This is a genomic window from Variovorax durovernensis, assembly GCF_977011995.1.
Genome location: NZ_CDRNCW010000001.1, coordinates 6646288 through 6662321 on the forward strand (window position 1 = coordinate 6646288; position 16034 = coordinate 6662321).

General features: G+C 68.3%; 16 protein-coding genes. 7 read left to right on the forward strand and 9 right to left on the reverse strand.

Translation table 11 applies throughout. The features are described from left to right. Positions 1 to 57: 57 nt before the first annotated feature. On the reverse strand, positions 58 to 1074 hold the full coding sequence (locus ACWV14_RS31600; RefSeq protein WP_454905852.1) for a tripartite tricarboxylate transporter substrate binding protein: 1017 nt from the start codon (positions 1072 to 1074) through the stop codon (positions 58 to 60). Between the two features lie 96 nt (positions 1075 to 1170). Continuing rightward, entirely contained in the window at positions 1171 to 2262 is a 1092-nt protein-coding gene (locus ACWV14_RS31605) for a tartrate dehydrogenase (protein WP_454905854.1), read from the reverse strand. A gap of 111 nt (positions 2263 to 2373) precedes the next feature. Here ACWV14_RS31605 and ACWV14_RS31610 point away from each other — a divergent pair, with 111 nt between their 5' ends. After that, complete coding sequence (locus tag ACWV14_RS31610; RefSeq protein ID WP_454905856.1) at positions 2374 to 3312, forward strand: LysR family transcriptional regulator; 939 nt, start codon at positions 2374 to 2376, stop codon at positions 3310 to 3312. Here ACWV14_RS31610 and ACWV14_RS31615 read toward each other — a convergent pair. Further along, a complete protein-coding gene (locus ACWV14_RS31615; protein ID WP_454905858.1) occupies positions 3299 to 4624 on the reverse strand; it encodes an Nramp family divalent metal transporter in 1326 nt (441 codons plus the stop codon). The genes ACWV14_RS31610 and ACWV14_RS31615 overlap by 14 nt on opposite strands. Positions 4625 to 4754: 130 nt before the next feature. Between ACWV14_RS31615 and ACWV14_RS31620 the strand changes: the two genes are divergently transcribed. Both ACWV14_RS31620 and ACWV14_RS31625 read left to right on the forward strand, forming a co-directional pair. After that, positions 4755 to 5063 carry a putative quinol monooxygenase gene (locus ACWV14_RS31620; protein ID WP_454905860.1) on the forward strand — a complete coding sequence of 103 codons (309 nt, stop codon included), beginning with the start codon at positions 4755 to 4757 and terminating at the stop codon, positions 5061 to 5063. Between the two features lie 68 nt (positions 5064 to 5131). After that, on the forward strand, positions 5132 to 5683 hold the full coding sequence (locus tag ACWV14_RS31625) for a hypothetical protein (RefSeq protein ID WP_454905862.1): 552 nt from the start codon (positions 5132 to 5134) through the stop codon (positions 5681 to 5683). Between the two features lie 44 nt (positions 5684 to 5727). On the opposite strand, the gene gap is transcribed toward ACWV14_RS31625, so the two are convergent. Then, positions 5728 to 6729 (reverse strand): type I glyceraldehyde-3-phosphate dehydrogenase, encoded by a 1002-nt coding sequence (gene gap, locus ACWV14_RS31630; RefSeq protein WP_007828559.1) that lies wholly within the window; start codon positions 6727 to 6729, stop codon positions 5728 to 5730. A gap of 56 nt (positions 6730 to 6785) precedes the next feature. Beyond that, the gene (locus tag ACWV14_RS31635; protein ID WP_454905864.1) at positions 6786 to 8888 is read right to left on the reverse strand and encodes a transketolase family protein; all 2103 of its coding nucleotides are present in this window, start codon (positions 8886 to 8888) and stop codon (positions 6786 to 6788) included. Between the two features lie 143 nt (positions 8889 to 9031). On the opposite strand from ACWV14_RS31635, the gene speD reads away from it, so the two are divergent. The 3 genes from speD to ACWV14_RS31650 are packed head-to-tail and all read left to right on the forward strand — an operon-like array spanning position 9032 to position 11531. Next, entirely contained in the window at positions 9032 to 9412 is a 381-nt protein-coding gene (speD, locus tag ACWV14_RS31640; protein ID WP_454905866.1) for an adenosylmethionine decarboxylase, read from the forward strand. Between the two features lie 14 nt (positions 9413 to 9426). After that, a complete protein-coding gene (locus ACWV14_RS31645) occupies positions 9427 to 10137 on the forward strand; it encodes a nucleotidyltransferase family protein (RefSeq protein WP_454905867.1) in 711 nt (236 codons plus the stop codon). Then, positions 10134 to 11531, forward strand: a complete 1398-nt coding sequence (locus tag ACWV14_RS31650; protein ID WP_454905869.1) for an aminopeptidase P N-terminal domain-containing protein — start codon at positions 10134 to 10136, stop codon at positions 11529 to 11531. Before ACWV14_RS31645 ends, ACWV14_RS31650 begins: the two co-directional genes overlap by 4 nt. Here ACWV14_RS31650 and ACWV14_RS31655 read toward each other — a convergent pair. Then, a complete protein-coding gene (locus ACWV14_RS31655; protein WP_454914192.1) occupies positions 11473 to 12447 on the reverse strand; it encodes a LysR substrate-binding domain-containing protein in 975 nt (324 codons plus the stop codon). The genes ACWV14_RS31650 and ACWV14_RS31655 overlap by 59 nt on opposite strands. A 133-nt stretch (positions 12448 to 12580) precedes the next feature. On the opposite strand from ACWV14_RS31655, the gene ACWV14_RS31660 reads away from it, so the two are divergent. After that, on the forward strand, positions 12581 to 13648 hold the full coding sequence (locus tag ACWV14_RS31660) for an aldo/keto reductase (protein ID WP_454905873.1): 1068 nt from the start codon (positions 12581 to 12583) through the stop codon (positions 13646 to 13648). Between the two features lie 22 nt (positions 13649 to 13670). Here ACWV14_RS31660 and ACWV14_RS31665 read toward each other — a convergent pair whose 3' ends face one another. From ACWV14_RS31665 to ACWV14_RS31675, 3 genes are read right to left on the reverse strand one after another with little or no spacing between them, the layout of a single operon-like run. Next, positions 13671 to 14039 carry a DUF3325 domain-containing protein gene (locus ACWV14_RS31665; protein WP_454905874.1) on the reverse strand — a complete coding sequence of 123 codons (369 nt, stop codon included), beginning with the start codon at positions 14037 to 14039 and terminating at the stop codon, positions 13671 to 13673. Beyond that, positions 14039 to 15709 carry a PepSY-associated TM helix domain-containing protein gene (locus tag ACWV14_RS31670; protein ID WP_454905876.1) on the reverse strand — a complete coding sequence of 557 codons (1671 nt, stop codon included), beginning with the start codon at positions 15707 to 15709 and terminating at the stop codon, positions 14039 to 14041. The genes ACWV14_RS31665 and ACWV14_RS31670 overlap by 1 nt, the downstream gene beginning before the upstream one ends. Beyond that, positions 15706 to 16017: a DUF3649 domain-containing protein gene (locus ACWV14_RS31675; RefSeq protein WP_454905878.1), complete on the reverse strand. Its 312-nt coding sequence runs from the start codon at positions 16015 to 16017 to the stop codon at positions 15706 to 15708. Before ACWV14_RS31675 ends, ACWV14_RS31670 begins: the two co-directional genes overlap by 4 nt. Positions 16018 to 16034 lie beyond the last annotated feature (17 nt).

Here is a 16034-nt window from a genome sequence, read left to right on the forward strand (position 1 = left end):
GCCAGAGAGTGAACGAGGAAGCCGCCATCCTATGAGTTCGGTAGTTCGGCCGCCTCCTCAGTCGATCGCCACGCCGCCTTCCTTCACCAGCTTCGCGAACTTGGCCGTCTCGTCGCGGATGCGGCGCGCCATCTCTTCCTGCGTGCCGCCCAGCGGCTCGGCACCGATGGCCTGCATGCGCTGCGCGAAGTCGGGCGACTGGATGATCTTCACCATCTCCGCATTCAGGCGCGCGACGATCTCCTTCGGCGTGGCCGCCGGCGCGAGCACGCCGAACCAGGTGCCGATGTCGAAGCCCTTGAGCCCGGCTTCTTCCAGCGTCGGCACGTCTGGCAGCACCGACGAGCGGCGCGCCGTGGTCACGGCCAGCGCGCGCAGCTTGCCGCTCTTGATGTGCTGCAGCACCGGCGTGATGGTGTCGAAGGACATCGCCACCTGGCCACCGAGCAGGTCAGTGGTGAGCGGGCCGCTGCCCTTGTACGGCACATGCAGCAGCGTGATGCCGGTGCTGGCCTGGAACTGCGTGCCGATCAGGTGCTGCGCCGTGCCGTTCCCGTTGGAGCCATAGGCCAGCTTGTCGGGCGCGGCCTTGGCCAGCGCAACCAGTTCGGCGACGTTCTTCGCAGGCGTGTTGGCGGCGTTGACGACAAGCACGTTCGGCACCATGGCCACCACGGTGATGGGCGCCAGGTCTTTCTGGAAGTCGTAGGGCAGCTTCTTGTAGACGCTGGTGGCGATGGTGTGGTGCACCGCGCCCATCAGCAGCGTGTAGCCGTCGGGCCTGGCCTTGGCCACGTAGTCGGCGCCGAGCGTGGCGCCGGCACCGGGCCTGCTCTCGACCACCACGGACTGGCCGAGCGACTGCGAGAGCTTGTCGGCCAGTGCGCGCGCCAGCACGTCGGTGGTGCCGCCGGCGGGGAAGGGCACGATGAGACTGATGGGCTTGGCCGGCCAGCCGGCTGGAGGCTGCTGTTGCGCGAAGGCCAGCGCAGCGGCGCCGAGACCCAGCGCGAGCGTCGCGGCCCGAAGCACGATGCGCCTGCTGCAGCGGCGCGCGTTGGAAGAAGCGTTCATGGTTTGTCTCCGGCTCGTTGTTGTGGTGCGCGCATCGAGGCGCGCGGATACCGTCGTGTCGCTGGCGGCCGTTCAGGCCGTCATGCAGTCACACCGTCATGCCGCAAGCCGCATCGGCTCGCCCGCGATGTGCGCGCACACCGCCTGCGTGACCTGCTCGGTGGTCGCGCTGCCGCCCAGGTCGCGCGTGTGCAGCGCCGGGTTGGCCGTGACATGCTCCACCGCCTGCATCACGCGACGCGCCGCCTCGGCCTCGCCAAGGTGCTCGAGCAGCATCACCACCGACCAGAAGGTGCCGACCGGGTTGGCCAGACCCTTGCCCATGATGTCGAAGGCCGAACCGTGGATGGGTTCGAACATCGACGGATAGCGCCGTTCGGGGTCGATGTTGCCGGTGGGCGCGATGCCCAGGCTGCCTGCCAGCGCGGCCGCCAGGTCGCTGAGGATGTCGGCGTGCAGGTTGGTGGCGACGATGGTGTCGAGCGTGGCCGGGCGGTTGACCATGCGTGCGGTGCAGGCGTCGACCAGTTCCTTGTCCCATGTCACGTCGGGGAACTCCTTCGAGATCTGCAGCGCGATCTCGTCCCACATCACCATCGCGTGACGCTGCGCGTTGCTCTTGGTCACCACGGTGAGCAGCTTGCGCGGCCGCGAACGGGCCAGCCTGAAGGCGAAACGCATGATGCGTTCGACGCCTGCGCGGGTCATCATGCTCACGTCGGTGGCGGCCTCGATGGGGTGGCCCTGGTGCACTCGGCCGCCGACGCCGGCGTATTCGCCCTCGGAGTTCTCGCGCACGATCACCCAGTCGAGCTGGCCGGGCGCGCAGCGCTTGAGCGGGCCGTCGATGCCCGGCAGGATGCGCGTGGGCCGCACGTTGGCGTACTGGTCGAAGCCCTGGCAAATTTTCAGGCGCAGGCCCCAGAGCGTGACGTGGTCGGGAATGTGCGGATCGCCCGCGGAGCCGAAAAGAATGGCGTCCTTCCTGCGCAGCGCATCGAGGCCGTCGGCCGGCATCATCTCGCCGTGCGCGCGGTACCAGTCGCCGCCCCAGCCGAAGTCCTCGAAGCTGAATTGCAGCGCGCCGCCGGAGGCCTCGGCCAGCGCTTCCATCACCCGGCGCCCCGCCGGGATCACTTCCTTGCCGATGCCGTCGCCGGGAATGGTGGCAATGCTGTAGCGGGTCATCGATGTCCTTGTGTGTGCTCTTTGGGAAGGCCCACTGTAGGATCCGGCGCGCCGAACGATTCATGCCCGAAGTGAATCCATCCTTAACTTCAATTCAACAGTGAGGCTGCCATGACGTCGCCTGTCCAGCCCGCCGACCTCGGCTTCTTCTCCGCGCTTGCGGCCTGCGGCAGCCTGAGCGCCGCGGCGCGCGAACTCGGCATCAGCACGCCGGCCGTGAGCAAGCGGCTCTCGCTGATGGAAACGCGCCTGGGCGTGACGCTGGTGAACCGCACCACGCGGCGCATGAGCCTCACGCCCGAAGGCGAGCTCTACGTGGCGCATGCGCGCCGCATCCTCGGCGAGATCGACGACATGGCGCAGCTGCTGGGCGGCGCCAAGGGCGAGGCGCAAGGCCTGCTGCGCGTGAACGCCACGCTGGGCTTCGGCCGCAGCCATGTGGCGCCGCTGATCTCGAAGTTCGTTCGCAAGCATCCGCAGGTCGAGGTGCAGCTGCAGCTGTCGGTCAACCCGCCGCCGCTGACCGACGACGCCTTCGACGTCTGCGTCCGCTTCGGCGCGCCGCCCGAGGCCCGCGTGATCGCGCGGCGCATCGCGTCGAACCGGCGGCTGCTGTGCGCCTCGCCGGCCTACCTGGCGCGCGCCGGGCAGCCCCGAGTGCCCAACGACCTCGCGCACCACCGCTGCATCGGCATACGCCAGGGCGACGAGGCCTACGGCATGTGGCGCCTGAGCACCGGCCGGGGCGCGGCGCAGCGCACCGAGGCGGTGAAGACGCGCGGCGCCCTCAGCACCAACGACGGCGAGATCGCGGTCAACTGGGCGCTCGACGGCCACGGCATCCTGATGCGCGCGGAGTGGGACATCGCGCGCTACCTGCGCAGCGGCCGTCTGGTGCAGGTGCTCGCGAACTACCGCACGCCCGACGCCGACATCTACGCCGTGTACCCGCAGCGCCACCAGCTGTCGGCGCGCGTGCGGACCTTCGTCGACTTCATTGCGGCAGCGCTCGGCAAAGATGCGGCCGAGCCTTCGCTCAACCGCCGCTGAGCACCGACGCCACCAGCCACACGTTGGCGGCACTGATCACGCCGAACAGGCCCCACGCCAGCGACTTGAGCACCGGCCCGTTGGCAAAGCCGCCCATCATGGCGCGGCTGCTGGTGAAGCGGATCAGCGGCCACATCGCGAACGGCAGCTGAAAGCTCAGCACCACCTGGCTGAGCACAAGCATCTTGCCCACACCGCCGTCGCCGAACCACCAGACGCCGAGGAAGGCCGGGCCGAGCGCGAGCGCGCGCGTGATCAGCCGGCGCTGCCAGCACGGGATCTTCAGGTCGAGAAAGCCCTCCATGATGATCTGGCCCGCAATGGTGCCTGTGAAGGTCGAGCTCTGCCCCGAGGCCAGCAGCGCGATGCCGAACAGCGTGGCCGCGAAGGCGCTGCCGACGACGGGTTCGAGCAGGCGGTAGGCGTCGTCGATTTCCGCCACTTCGCGGTGGCCGGTGGCATGGAAGGCGCTGGCAGCCAGCACCATGATGGCCGCGTTGACCAGCAGTGCGAGCGACAGCGACACCACCGCGTCGAGCGTGCAGAAGCGCACCGCCTCGCGCCGCGCCGGTTCGGTATCGGCCACGAGGCGGGTCTGCACGATGGACGAATGCAGGTACAGGTTGTGCGGCATCACCGTGGCGCCGACGATGCCGATGGCCAGGTACAGCGCGCCCGGCTGGTGCAGCCGCTCCAGGCTCGGCGCGAAGCCCATCGCCACGCCGAACCAGTTGGGCGGCGCCATCATCAGTTCGACCGCGAAGCAGCCCGCGATGGTGCCGACCAGCCCGAGCACGATGGCCTCCACGCGGCGAAAGCCCGCGCCCTGCAGGCCCAGCACCAGCAGCGTGTCGAAGGCCGTGATGGCGATTCCCACCGGAATCGACACGCCGAACAGCAGGTGCAGCGCGAGCGCGCTGCCCAGCACCTCGGCAAGGTCGCAGGCCACGATGGCCAGTTCGGCGCCCAGCCACAGCACGCGGTTGACGCGCGGCGAGTAATGCTCCCGGCAGGCGCGCGCCAGGTCTTTCTGCGCCACGAGCCCCAGGCGCACGCACAGCGTCTGCAGCAGCATTGCCGCCAGGCTCGCCAGCAGCACCACGAACAGCAGGCCGTATCCGAAGCGCGAGCCGGCCTCGATGTCGGTCGCCCAGTTGCCCGGGTCCATGTAGCCGACCGACACCAGCAGGCCCGGGCCTGCGTAGCGCATCAGCTTCCTGAAAAAAGGCAGGTCCTGCGGAACGGCCACGCTGCCCTTCACTTCGGAGGGGCAGAAAGGCGCCGTGGCCGTGCGGGGCAGCGGGAAGAACATCCGGGCGATGATAGGGACAAGGCCGCGGCGTTGTCGCGGACCGGACCGGCGCGGCAGTGCCGGATCTCTTAGATTCGGCGTTCGCAAACCGATTCGTCACCCCATCACATCAACCCTCGGAGACTTTTCAATGATCCACGTCGTCGCAGTCATCACCGCCAAGCCGGGCCAGCGTGCCGCACTGCTCGAAGCCTTTGCCGCCAACCGCGCGGCCGTGCTGGCCGAAGAGGGCTGCATCGAATACGGCGCGACGGTCGATGCGCAAGGCATCCCGACGTCGAAGGCCAGCTTCGGCGAGGACACCTTCGTCGTGATCGAGAAATGGGAAACGCTGGCCCACCTGCAGGCCCACGCGGTCGCGCCGCACATGAAGGCGCACAGCGAGAAGACCAAGGAACTGACGGCGGGCAAGCTGATTCACGTGCTCGAGCCGGTTTGAGTTTCCCGCTCGTGGCCTTCGCTTGCGGTGCGACTATCTGGGAAGACGCCGAACTTCGGGCCCCAGACTTGGCACGCGCACTGGCTCGCATCGAGCTGGCGCTTGGAAACTGGGGTCCACTCACCGCATCGGCCGAAGCGCTCGAAGCCGCCATTCAGTCGGGGTGGCGCAGCGTTGTCGCATCGGCCAGGGAAAGCAAGGTGTCGCTCGAACCCGCATTCATCGCCTCGCTTCATGCGCAGATCGCCCAGGCCATAGGCGCCCCCGGCGCAGGCAATTTCCGCGAAGGGGAGCATCCGTCGGATTGGGCAACGTTCAAGCAAGCCCTGGACGACACGGCGCTGGAATACGGCCTGGCTGGCAACACGGAAGCCTGGGTCCTCGCCCAGCTGTACTGGGGGAAACATCTGGACTCGCTGATGTTTTCCGTGGCCTGGCTCACAAGCGGCGGAATCCGCCTGCAGGAGAGCATGCAGATGCTCGTGCCGGACGCTACGCGAGACCAGGAACTTCAAGAGCAGCTGGCCTGGGCAGGCCCTCGCAGCTACGACGCGGAGGGATTGCGCGGGCTCCTTGCGCGCTATGCGTCCGAGCAGATACCCGACTTGTCCTCACCATGAAAAAACGCGCCCTCGGGCGCGTTTTTCATTGAAGCGTCGAAGCCTTACTTCGACACGACCTTCACCATCTCCAGGCACTTGTTCGAGTAGCCCCATTCGTTGTCGTACCAGCTCACGAGCTTGACGAAGGTGCCGTCCAGCGCGATGCCGGCTTCGGCGTCGAAGATCGAGGTGCGCGGGTCGCCGCGGAAGTCGGTGGCGACGACCTTGTCTTCGGTGTAGCCCAGCACGCCCTTGAGCGCGCCTTCGCTCTGTGCCTTCATTTCGGCGCAGATTTCCTTGTACGTGGCTTCCTTCACCAGCTCGACCGTCAGGTCGACCACCGACACGTCGGAGGTCGGCACGCGGAAGCTCATGCCGGTGAGCTTCTTGTTGAGCTCGGGGATCACCACGCCCACGGCCTTGGCGGCGCCGGTGCTCGAGGGAATGATGTTTTCCAGGATGCCGCGGCCGCCGCGCCAGTCCTTGTTGCTCGGGCCGTCCACGGTCTTCTGCGTGGCGGTGGCTGCGTGCACGGTGGTCATCAGGCCGCGCTTGATGCCCCACTTGTCGTTCAGCACCTTGGCCAGCGGGGCCAGGCAGTTGGTGGTGCAGCTGGCGTTGCTGATGATGGCTTCGCCGGCGTACTTCTTGTCGTTCACGCCGTAGACGAACATGGGAGTGTCGTCCTTCGACGGTGCCGACAGGATGACCTTCTTCGCGCCCGCGTCGATGTGCTTCTGCGCCGTTTCCTTGGTGAGGAACAGGCCGGTCGATTCGAGCACGATGTCGGCACCGACTTCGTTCCACTTGAGCTGCGACGGGTCGCGCTCCTGCGTCAGGCGGATCTTCTTGCCGTTCACGATCAGCGTGTTGCCTTCGACCGTCACTTCACCCTTGAAGCGGCCATGCACCGAGTCGTACTGGAGCATGTAGGCGAGGTAGTCGGGCTCGAGCAAGTCGTTGATGGCAACGATTTCGATGTCGTTCTTGAAGTTCTGCACTGCCGCGCGCAGCACGTTGCGACCGATGCGGCCGAAGCCGTTGATACCGAGTTTGATAGCCATCTGACTTGCTCCTAAGGTTGAAAAACTTGTTGTCTGTCGTGAACCGGCGAAGGGACTCAGTCGCGCAGCGCTGCTTCCACCGTGGCGGCCACGTTCTCTGCCGTGAATCCGAAGTGCTTGAACAGCACCGGCGCGGGCGCCGATTCGCCGTACGTGTCGATGCCCACGACGGCGGCGCAGCCGTACTTCCACCAGCCGCCGGTGCAGCCCATTTCGACGGCGATGCGCGGCAGCTTCTTGGGCAGCACGGCCTTCTTGTAGGCGAGGTCCTGGCGGTCGAAGGTGGTGGTCGAGGGCATCGACACCACGCGCACGGCGATCTTCTTCTCGGCCAGCAGTTTCTGCGCGGCCAGTGCGAGCTGCACTTCGGAACCCGTGGCGATGATGACGGCGGCCGTCTTCTTGCTCTTGAGGCCGACGGCTTCCGGCTCGGACAGCACGTAGGCGCCGCGGCTGATGTCGCCGAGTTCGCTCTTGGGTGCGTAGGCGATGTTCTGGCGGCTCAGCAGCAGCGCCGTGGGGCGCGACTGGTTCTGCAGCGCCACGGCCCAGGCCACGGCGGTTTCGGCCGTGTCGCCCGGGCGCCAGACGTCCAGGTTCGGAATCAGGCGCAGCGAGGCGGCGTGTTCGATCGACTGGTGGGTCGGGCCGTCTTCGCCCAGGCCGATGGAGTCGTGGGTGAACACGTGGATCACGCGGCGCTTCATCAGCGCGGCCATGCGGATGGCGTTGCGGCTGTAGTCGCTGAAGGTGAGGAAGGTGCCGCCGTAGGGGATGTAGCCGCCATGCAGCGCCACGCCGTTCATGATGGCCGCCATGCCGAACTCGCGCACGCCGTAGTTGATGTGGCGGCCGATGGTGCCGTGCGGTGCTTCGGCGGGGGCTTCGGGCTTGGCTTCGTCTTCGGCGCCTTGCTTGGCTTCGACGGCCGGCACGTTCATGACCACGGCGCCGGTCTTCGGATCGAAGCGCAGGGCGGGCGTGCTCTTGGTGTTGGTGAGGTTGGAGCCGGTCAGGTCGGCGCTGCCGCCGAGCATTTCAGGCAGCGCGGCGGTGAAGGCTTCCAGCGCGAGCTGGCTGGCCTTGCGGCTGGCCACGGTCTCGGCCTTGGTGTGGGCGGCAACCACGGTGTCGAACGCGACCTGGTGGAAGTCCTTGGGCAGCTCGCCCTTCATGCGGCGGGTGAAGTCGGCGGCCAGCTCGGGGTAGGCGGCGGCGTAGGCGGCGAACTTGGCGTTCCACTCGGCTTCGATGTTGGCGCCGGCTTCCTTGTGGTCCCAGTCGGCGTACACCTCGGCCGGGATCTCGAAGGGCGGGTAGTGCCAGTCGATGGCGTCGCGCGTGAGCTTGATTTCTTCGGCGCCCAGCGCCTCGCCGTGTGCCTTGGCGGTGCCGGCGCGGTTCGGGCTGCCCTTGCCGATGACGGTCTTGCAGTTGATGAGCGTGGGCTTGTCGGTCGACTGCTTGGCCTTGGCGATGGCCTTCGACACCTCGGCGGCGTCGTTGCCGTCGATCGGGCCGATCACGTGCCAGCCATAGGCGTGGAAGCGCTCTGCCACGTTGTCGATGTACCAGGGCTTGACCTGGCCGTCGATGCTGATGCCGTTGTCGTCGTACAGCGCGATGAGCTTGTTCAGGTGCCAGGCGCCGGCGAGTGCGCAGGCTTCGTGGCTGATGCCTTCCATCATGCAACCGTCGCCCAGGAAGGCGTAGGTGTGGTGGTCGACGATGGCGTGGTCCTTGCGGTTGAACTCGGCCGACAGCAGCTTCTCGGCCAGCGCGAAGCCCACGGCGTTGGTGATGCCCTGGCCCAGCGGGCCGGTGGTGGTTTCCACGCCGGGGGTCACGTCGACTTCAGGGTGGCCGGCGGTCTTGCTGTGCAGCTGGCGGAAGTTCTTGAGCTCGCCGATGGGCAGGTCGTAGCCGGTGAGGTGCAGCACCGAGTACAGCAGCATCGAGGCGTGGCCGTTCGAGAGCACGAAGCGGTCGCGGTCGAACCAATGCGGGTTCGCGGGGTTGTAGCGCAGGTGTTCGCCCCAGAGTGCGACGGCCATGTCGGCCATGCCCATCGGTGCACCCGGATGTCCGGAATTCGCTTGTTGAACGGCATCCATAGCCAGCGCGCGGATCGCGTTGGCCATCAGGGCTTGGTTTGCCATGGGCATGGGACTTTCGGGGGAAAAGGGTGGGTGGGATAGGGGGAACCCGCGATTTTACCGGGCGAGCCCGAACGGCTGCCGATACGGCCCGAACACCCCGCGGATGTTCTTGTGCGGCGGCCGGACTGCTAGAGTTGCCACCCATGCATGGGCTGCACCTCACCGCCGACCTCCACGACTGCCAATGCGGCCTTCAATGGCTCACCGACCGGGAGGCGCTGGGAGCGGTTTGCCTCAAGGCGGTATCGGCCGCCGGGCTGCAGGCAGTGGGCAGGCTGGTCCACGGTTTTCCGGCCACGCCGCAGGGGCCGGGCGGCGTCACCGCCACGGTGCTGCTGGCCGAATCGCACCTGTGTGTCCACACCTGGCCCGAGCAGCGCGGCGTGACGCTGGACGTGTACGTCTGCAATTTCAGCGGCGACCACTCGGCCAAGGCGCATGCGCTGATGGAATGCCTGGTGGCGCTGTTCCAGCCCCGCCACAGCGAGCGCAACGAGCTTCAACGCGGACGGGTCTCGGCGTGAGCGCGGTGCGGGCCATGATCCTCGCCGCGGGGCGCGGCGAGCGCATGCGGCCATTGACCGACACCTGCCCCAAGCCCCTGCTCGAAGTGCACGGCAAGCCCCTGATGCAATGGCCCATGGAGGCGCTGGCCGCGGGCGGCTTCACACAGCTGGTGGTCAACACCGACTGGCTCGGCGCGCAGATTTCACAGCGCTTCGGCGCGAAGCCCTTGCTGGACGGGCACGCCGCGCTATCGATTTCATACTCCGACGAGGGCCGCGACTTCGGCGGCGCGCTCGAGACCGCCGGCGGCATCGTGCGTGCGCTGCCGCTGCTGGGCGACGTGTTCTGGGTCGCGGCCGGCGACGTGTTCGCGCCCGGCTTCGCCTTCACGCAGGCTTCGGTCGAGCGCTTCATGGCTGGCGGCAAGCTCGCGCACCTGTGGCTGGTGCCGAACCCGGCGCACAACCCCAAGGGCGACTTCGGCCTCTCGCCGGACGGCCTCGCGCTCAACACGGCGCCCGAGAAATTCACCTTCTCGACCATCGGCCTGTACCGAGCCGCGCTGTTCGCGCCGCCGTACTGCGACATCCCCTCCGGCAACCCGGCAGGCCGCAAAGCCCCATTGGCGCCGATCCTGCGTGCCGCGATGGACAATGAACTGGTGAGCGCCGAGCTCTACACCGGCCCCTGGACCGATGTGGGAACCCCCGAACGGCTTGCCCAACTGAACACGCCAAGATGACCTCAGCAGACACCACCACGATCTACGCCGAGCGCCGCGCGCGCCTCGCCTCGCAACTGGGCAAGGACGGCATCGCCATCATCCCGACCGCGCCAGAGCGCCCGCGCAACCGCGACACCGACTTCCTCTACCGCCACGACAGCTACTTCTACTACCTGACCGGCTTCACCGAGCCCAACGCCTGGCTGGTGCTGGCGGGCGACGGCCGCGCCACGCTGTTCTGCGCGCCGAAAGACCTGGAGCGCGAGATCTGGGACGGCTACCGCCTCGGCCCCGACGCCGCGCCGGCGGCGCTCGGTGTCGACGAGGCCTTCTCGGCCGCCGACCTCGACACGAAACTGCCGAAGCTGCTCGAGAACCGCTCGACCGTGTGGTTCCCTTTCGCCATTCACAAGGGTCTGGAGACACGCATCGACGGCTGGCTGCAGTCGGTGCGTGCCCGCGTCCGCTACGGCGCGCTGTGCCCCGAAGAGCAGCGCGACCTGTGCGGTCCGCTCGACGAGATGCGCCTCGTGAAGGACGCGCACGAGCAGGACATCATGCGGCGCGCCGCGCAGATCAGCGCCCGCGCGCACGTCCGCGCGATGCAGCTGTCGGCCCGCATGCTGCGCGAGGGCAAGGACGCTCGCGAGTACCACCTCGATGCCGAGCTGCTGCATGAATTCCGCCTCGGCGGCTCGCAGTACCCGGCCTACTACTCCATCGTCGCGGCCGGTGCCAACGCCTGCGTGCTGCACTACCGCGCCGATGCGGCGCCGGTGCGCAAGGGCGAGCTGGTGCTGATCGACGCGGGCTGCGAGCTTGACGGCTACGCGAGCGACATCACGCGCACCTTCCCGGCCGACGGCAAGTTCACCGGCCCGCAGCGCGCGCTGTACGACCTGGTGCTGGCCAGCCAGGACGCCGCGGCGGCAGCCACCAAGGCCGGCAACCGCTTCAACGACCCGCACGACGCGGCCGTGAAGGTGCTGTCGCAAGGCATGCTCGACCTGGGGCTGCTCGACGCCGACAAGGTCGGCAACGTGCAGGACGTGATCGACTCGCGTGCCTACTTCCAGTTCTACATGCACCGCACCGGCCACTGGCTCGGCATGGACGTGCACGACTGCGGCAGCTACGTCGAGCCCACGCAGGTCGGCGAAGTGAGCGAACGCAAGGATCCGCTGTCGAACGAGGTCATCAAGAACCGCCCGAGCCGCATCCTGCACCCGGGCATGGTGCTGACGCTGGAGCCTGGCATCTACGTGCGGCCGGCCGACGGCGTCCCGGAGCAGTTCCACAACATCGGCATCCGCATCGAGGACGACGCGATCGTCACCGCCACCGGCTGCGAGCTCATTTCGCGCGGCGTGCCGGTGAAGGCGGACGAGATCGAGGCGCTGATGCGAGCCTGACGGCCCGCTGCGACACTGGCGGCGGCGCATGCCGCGCCTGCAGGAAGTCGATGAACACACGCAGCTTGCGCGGCATCTGCGCGCGGCTCGGGTGGTACAGGTAGAAGCCCGGGAAGGTGGGCCACCAGGGCTCTAGCAGCGGCACGAGGCGGCCGCTCTCGAAGTCCTCGCGCACCGCGCCCTCGAAGGCCGAGGTGATGCCCGCACCCGCGCGGGCAGCCGCCAGCAGCACCTCGCTGTCATTGCTGATCAACGGGCCGGGCAGCGCGATGTCCAGCACGCGCCCGTCCTGCGCATATTCCCAGCGATAGAGGCCGCCCGTGGTGAGGCGGTAGTTCAGGCACCGGTGCTCGCGCAGGTCTTCGGGCACGCGCGGCGGCTTGCGGCCTTTGAGGTAGCGCGGCGCGGCAAAGGTGACCATGCGCAGCGGACCGCCCACCGGTACGCCGACCACGTCCTGCGCCAGGCTTTCGCCGAGCCGGATACCGGCGTCGAAGCCTCCTTCCACCAGGTCGACCATGCGGTTGTCGCAGACCAGCTCGAGCGTGATGTCCGGCCAGGCGTCGGCGAAGTCGCCCATGTGCGCAAAGAGCAGCAGCTCGGCCGCCACCCGCGAGACGTTCAGGCGCAGCAGGCCGGCGGGCTTGTCGCGCGCCTCGTCGAGGCCTTCGACCGCCTGCGCCAGCGCATCGAGCGCCGGGCGCGCGCCGTTCAGCAGTTGCTGCCCCAGTTCGGTGACGCCCACGCGCCGGGTGGTGCGGTCGAGCAGGCGCACGCCCAGGCGCCTCTCCAGCGTGCGCAATGTCTGCGAGAGGGCGGAGGGCGACACGCCCAATTCTTCCGCGGCGCGCGTGAAGCTGGCGTGGTGGGCCACGCGGGCGAAGGCGGAAATGGCGGGGAGCAGGTCGGGCGACATGGGCTTCATTATGAAGACAGGCTTCATGAAGCATCCATCCAGCATGGCTTTTTCCGAAGCAATGCGCGAACTACCTTTGGCTCATGGCGCGGCGACAACCGCGGCGCCGCCACCCTTTGAAAGGACATTCGCCATGAAGCTCGACAACTACCTCACCCTCGGCCGTTCCGGCCTGCGCGTCAGCCCCATGTCGCTGGGCACCATGACCTTCGGCAGCGACTGGGGCTGGGGCGCCGACGCGAGCGAGTCGCGCCGCATGTTCGACGCCTACGTGGAGCGCGGCGGCAACTTCATCGACACAGCCAACTTCTATACCAATGGCAGCTCGGAAAAGCTGGTGGGCCAGTTCGTCGCCGGCAAGCGGGAGTCGGTGGTGCTCGCCACCAAGTACTCGCTCAACATGCAGCCCGGCAACCCGAACGCCGGCGGCAACCATCGCCGCAACATGGTCCGCTCGGTCGAGGCCAGCCTGCAGCGCCTGGGCACCGACTACATCGACCTGCTGTACCTGCACATCTGGGACAACCTCACGCCCTTCGACGAAGTGATGCGCGCCTTCGACGACCTCGTGCGCGCGGGCAAGGTGCTCTACGCGGGCGTCTCCGACACGCCGGCCTGGCAGATCGCACGCATGCAGACGCTGGCCGACCTGCGCGGCTGGGCGCCGCTGGTGGCGCTGCAGATCGAGCACAGCCTGATCGAACGCACGGTGGAGCGCGAGCTGCTGCCGATGGCGCGGGAGCTGGGCCTCGGCGTGCTGGCGTGGTCGCCGCTGGCCAGCGGCGTGCTGTCGGGCAAATACACGCGCGCCGACCTCGACCACCGCAAGGGCCCCGATTCGGGCGTGACGGGCACGCGCAAGGACGTAGCCGCCGGCAACGGCGCACTGACCGCGCGCACTCTCGACATCGCCGACGAGGTGTCGCGCATCGCGAAGGCGCAGGGGCGCTCGCCGGCGCAGATCGCGCTGGCGTGGCTGCTGCACCGCAGCGCGCCGGTGGTGATGCCGATCATCGGCGCGCGCACCTTCGCGCAGTTCGAGGACAACCTGGGCGCGCTCGACGTGGTGCTCGACGAAGAGACGCTGCAAAGCCTCGATGCAGTCAGCGCCGTTACGAAGGGCTTCCCGCACGATTTCATGGCGCTGCCGATGACGCAAGGCGTGCTGTCGGGCGGCACTTCTGTGCGACGGCCGGTGTGAGGCCCGGCGACGCCGCCGGTCGTCAGGTGGCGAGCAGCGCCGCCAGCAGCAGGTAGAGCAGCGTTCCGCCGAGCGCGAGCACTGCGGTCGCGGAAGCGATCCAGTGAAAGCGGCTCGGCACCGCGCTCAGCAGGCCCACCGTCGCCAGCGCGGTCGCGGTGAGCGCGCCCAGCCAGAGCACCCAGCCGATGGCGCTGCCGGCAGCCTGCAGGCTCGCGCCCAGCGACAGGCACAAGAGCGCGGTGCCGCCCAGTTGCAGCCAGCGCCGCCATGGGCCCGGCGTGCTGCCGCGACCGAATACGTCTTCGCTGTGGCGGTCCATCGCGAGGCTCAACGCGCAGAAGCCCGCGAGCGAAGCGGTGAACACCAGCGCCATGAGCAAGGCATGCATCAGGAGCCGCCTCCCGAGGTAGCGAGCCCTTGTGGCGGTGTCTTCGTGGCCGGCTTCTGCGTGATGGTCTTGCGGCGCTTTCGCTCGACGAGCCAGACCGCGCTCGCGAACCCCAGGCCCAGCGCGATGGCGACGAGATCGAAGCCAGCCACCGCACTGGGTCCCGAGCGCAGGCTCACCGTCAGCGGCGCGGGGCCGGTGAACGCATTGAGCACCGGCAGCAGCACGAACAGCAGCGCGCCGAGCGCCAGTTGCGCCTGCCACATGCGCAGCGTCGGCCGCAGCAGGCCCAGCACCGCGGCCGCGCCCCAGACGATGAAGAACCAGCGGATCTCCGCCTCGCCACGCTCGGCCATCTCGACCGGCAGCAGGCGGTTGGCCCAGAAGAACGCCGCCATCGCGAGCGGCAGCCCGGCGATGGCGCCGAGGTTGAGCCCGTCGACCAGCCGCAGGCCGAAGCCGACACGCCCGCCCTGCTTGAGCGTCTTCGCGAACTTCTGCCGCTCCTTCACCGCCCACAGCAGCAGCCCCGTGGCCACCATCAGGCAGCCCGCGATGCCAGAGAGGAAGAACAGCGCGCGCAACAACGGATTCGCAAAGCGCCCGATGTGCAGGCCGTAGAGCACGCCGCGCGTCTCGGCCGCAGGCTTGGGCACGTCGCCGAACGTGCCGATCAGCGCGCCGGTCGCACCGTTGAACTGCATCGTCGGCTGGTCGTAAGACAGCTGCGGCCCTTCGGCACGCGTGAGCGAGACCACCGCATTGGCATCGTTCGGCTGGTGCACGGTGACACGGCCCACCGCGGCGCCGTTCCAGTGCGCGGAGGCCTGCGCGATCATCGGCGCGATGGGCGCCAGCGGCACCTTGTTGCCCGAGGCCTTGAACTGGTCGCGGCCACCGCCGGGGAAGACTTCGGAGAAGAAAGCCTGCTCGCCGCCGCGGTCCTTGTAGGCCACCTGTGGCGCCCACGGCATATACAGGAACATCAGCGTGACGAGGCCCGTGTACGTGATCATCAGGTGATAGGGCAGCGCGAGCACGGCCGTCGCGTTGTGCGCGTCGAGCCATGATCGCTGGCCCTTCTTCGGCCGGAAGGTGAAGAAGTCCTTGAAGATGCGCTTGTGCGTGACGATGCCGCTGAAGATGGCCACCAGCATGAACATCGCGCAGAAGCCCACGATCCAGCGCGCCCACAGCGCGGGTATGTAGTGCAGGTCGAAATGCAGGCGGTAGAAGAACTCGCCGCCGCGCGTGGTGCGCGGCGCGGTGACCGGTTCGCCGGTGGCCGGGTCGAGCGATGCGCGGTCGAAGCGGCGGCGCGGCGGTTTCTTGTTCTTGTCGTCGGGCGCGGCCGTGGCGGCAGCGGCCGGCGGGGGCGCCGCGAGCCAGAGTACGTCGGTCGACGGCTGGCGCTCGTTCGGCAGGTTGATGAACCAGCGCGGGCTGTCGGCGCCGCGCTGCTGCAGGTAGGCCACGGCGCTTTCGACGGCGCGAGCCGGCGGCACGGTGGGCTGCGCGGCGGCGTGCAGTTCGGGCTTCATCCAGAACGTGATCTCGTCCTTGAAATACGACGCCGTGCCGGCCGCGAAGACCATGAACAGCACCCAGCCGACCAGAAGGCCCGACCAGGTGTGCAGCCAGGCCATCGACTGGCGGAAACCATCCTTCATGCTGCTGCTCCTCCGGTGAGCCGCAGGAGGACGAGCAGCAGCGCGCCGAGCGACGCCGTGGCAATGACAAGGCCGGACCAGGCACGCAGCGCGGTGCGCGCGGCAAAGACCCACATCACGGCGAGCGCGAAGACGAGGAAAGAAGCCAGCGTGCCGGTCATCGTGGCTTCGCTGCGGGCCATGCCGAAGGCGGCGGGCAGGCACAGGGCGAGCACGGCGGCGGACAGGGCGGCGACGCCATAGCCGCCGAGGATGGCGGCTATGGCGCGGGCGGCCACGCCGAAGCGGTAACGAAGACTGGAGCTCACGACGTGCGCCGGACGGC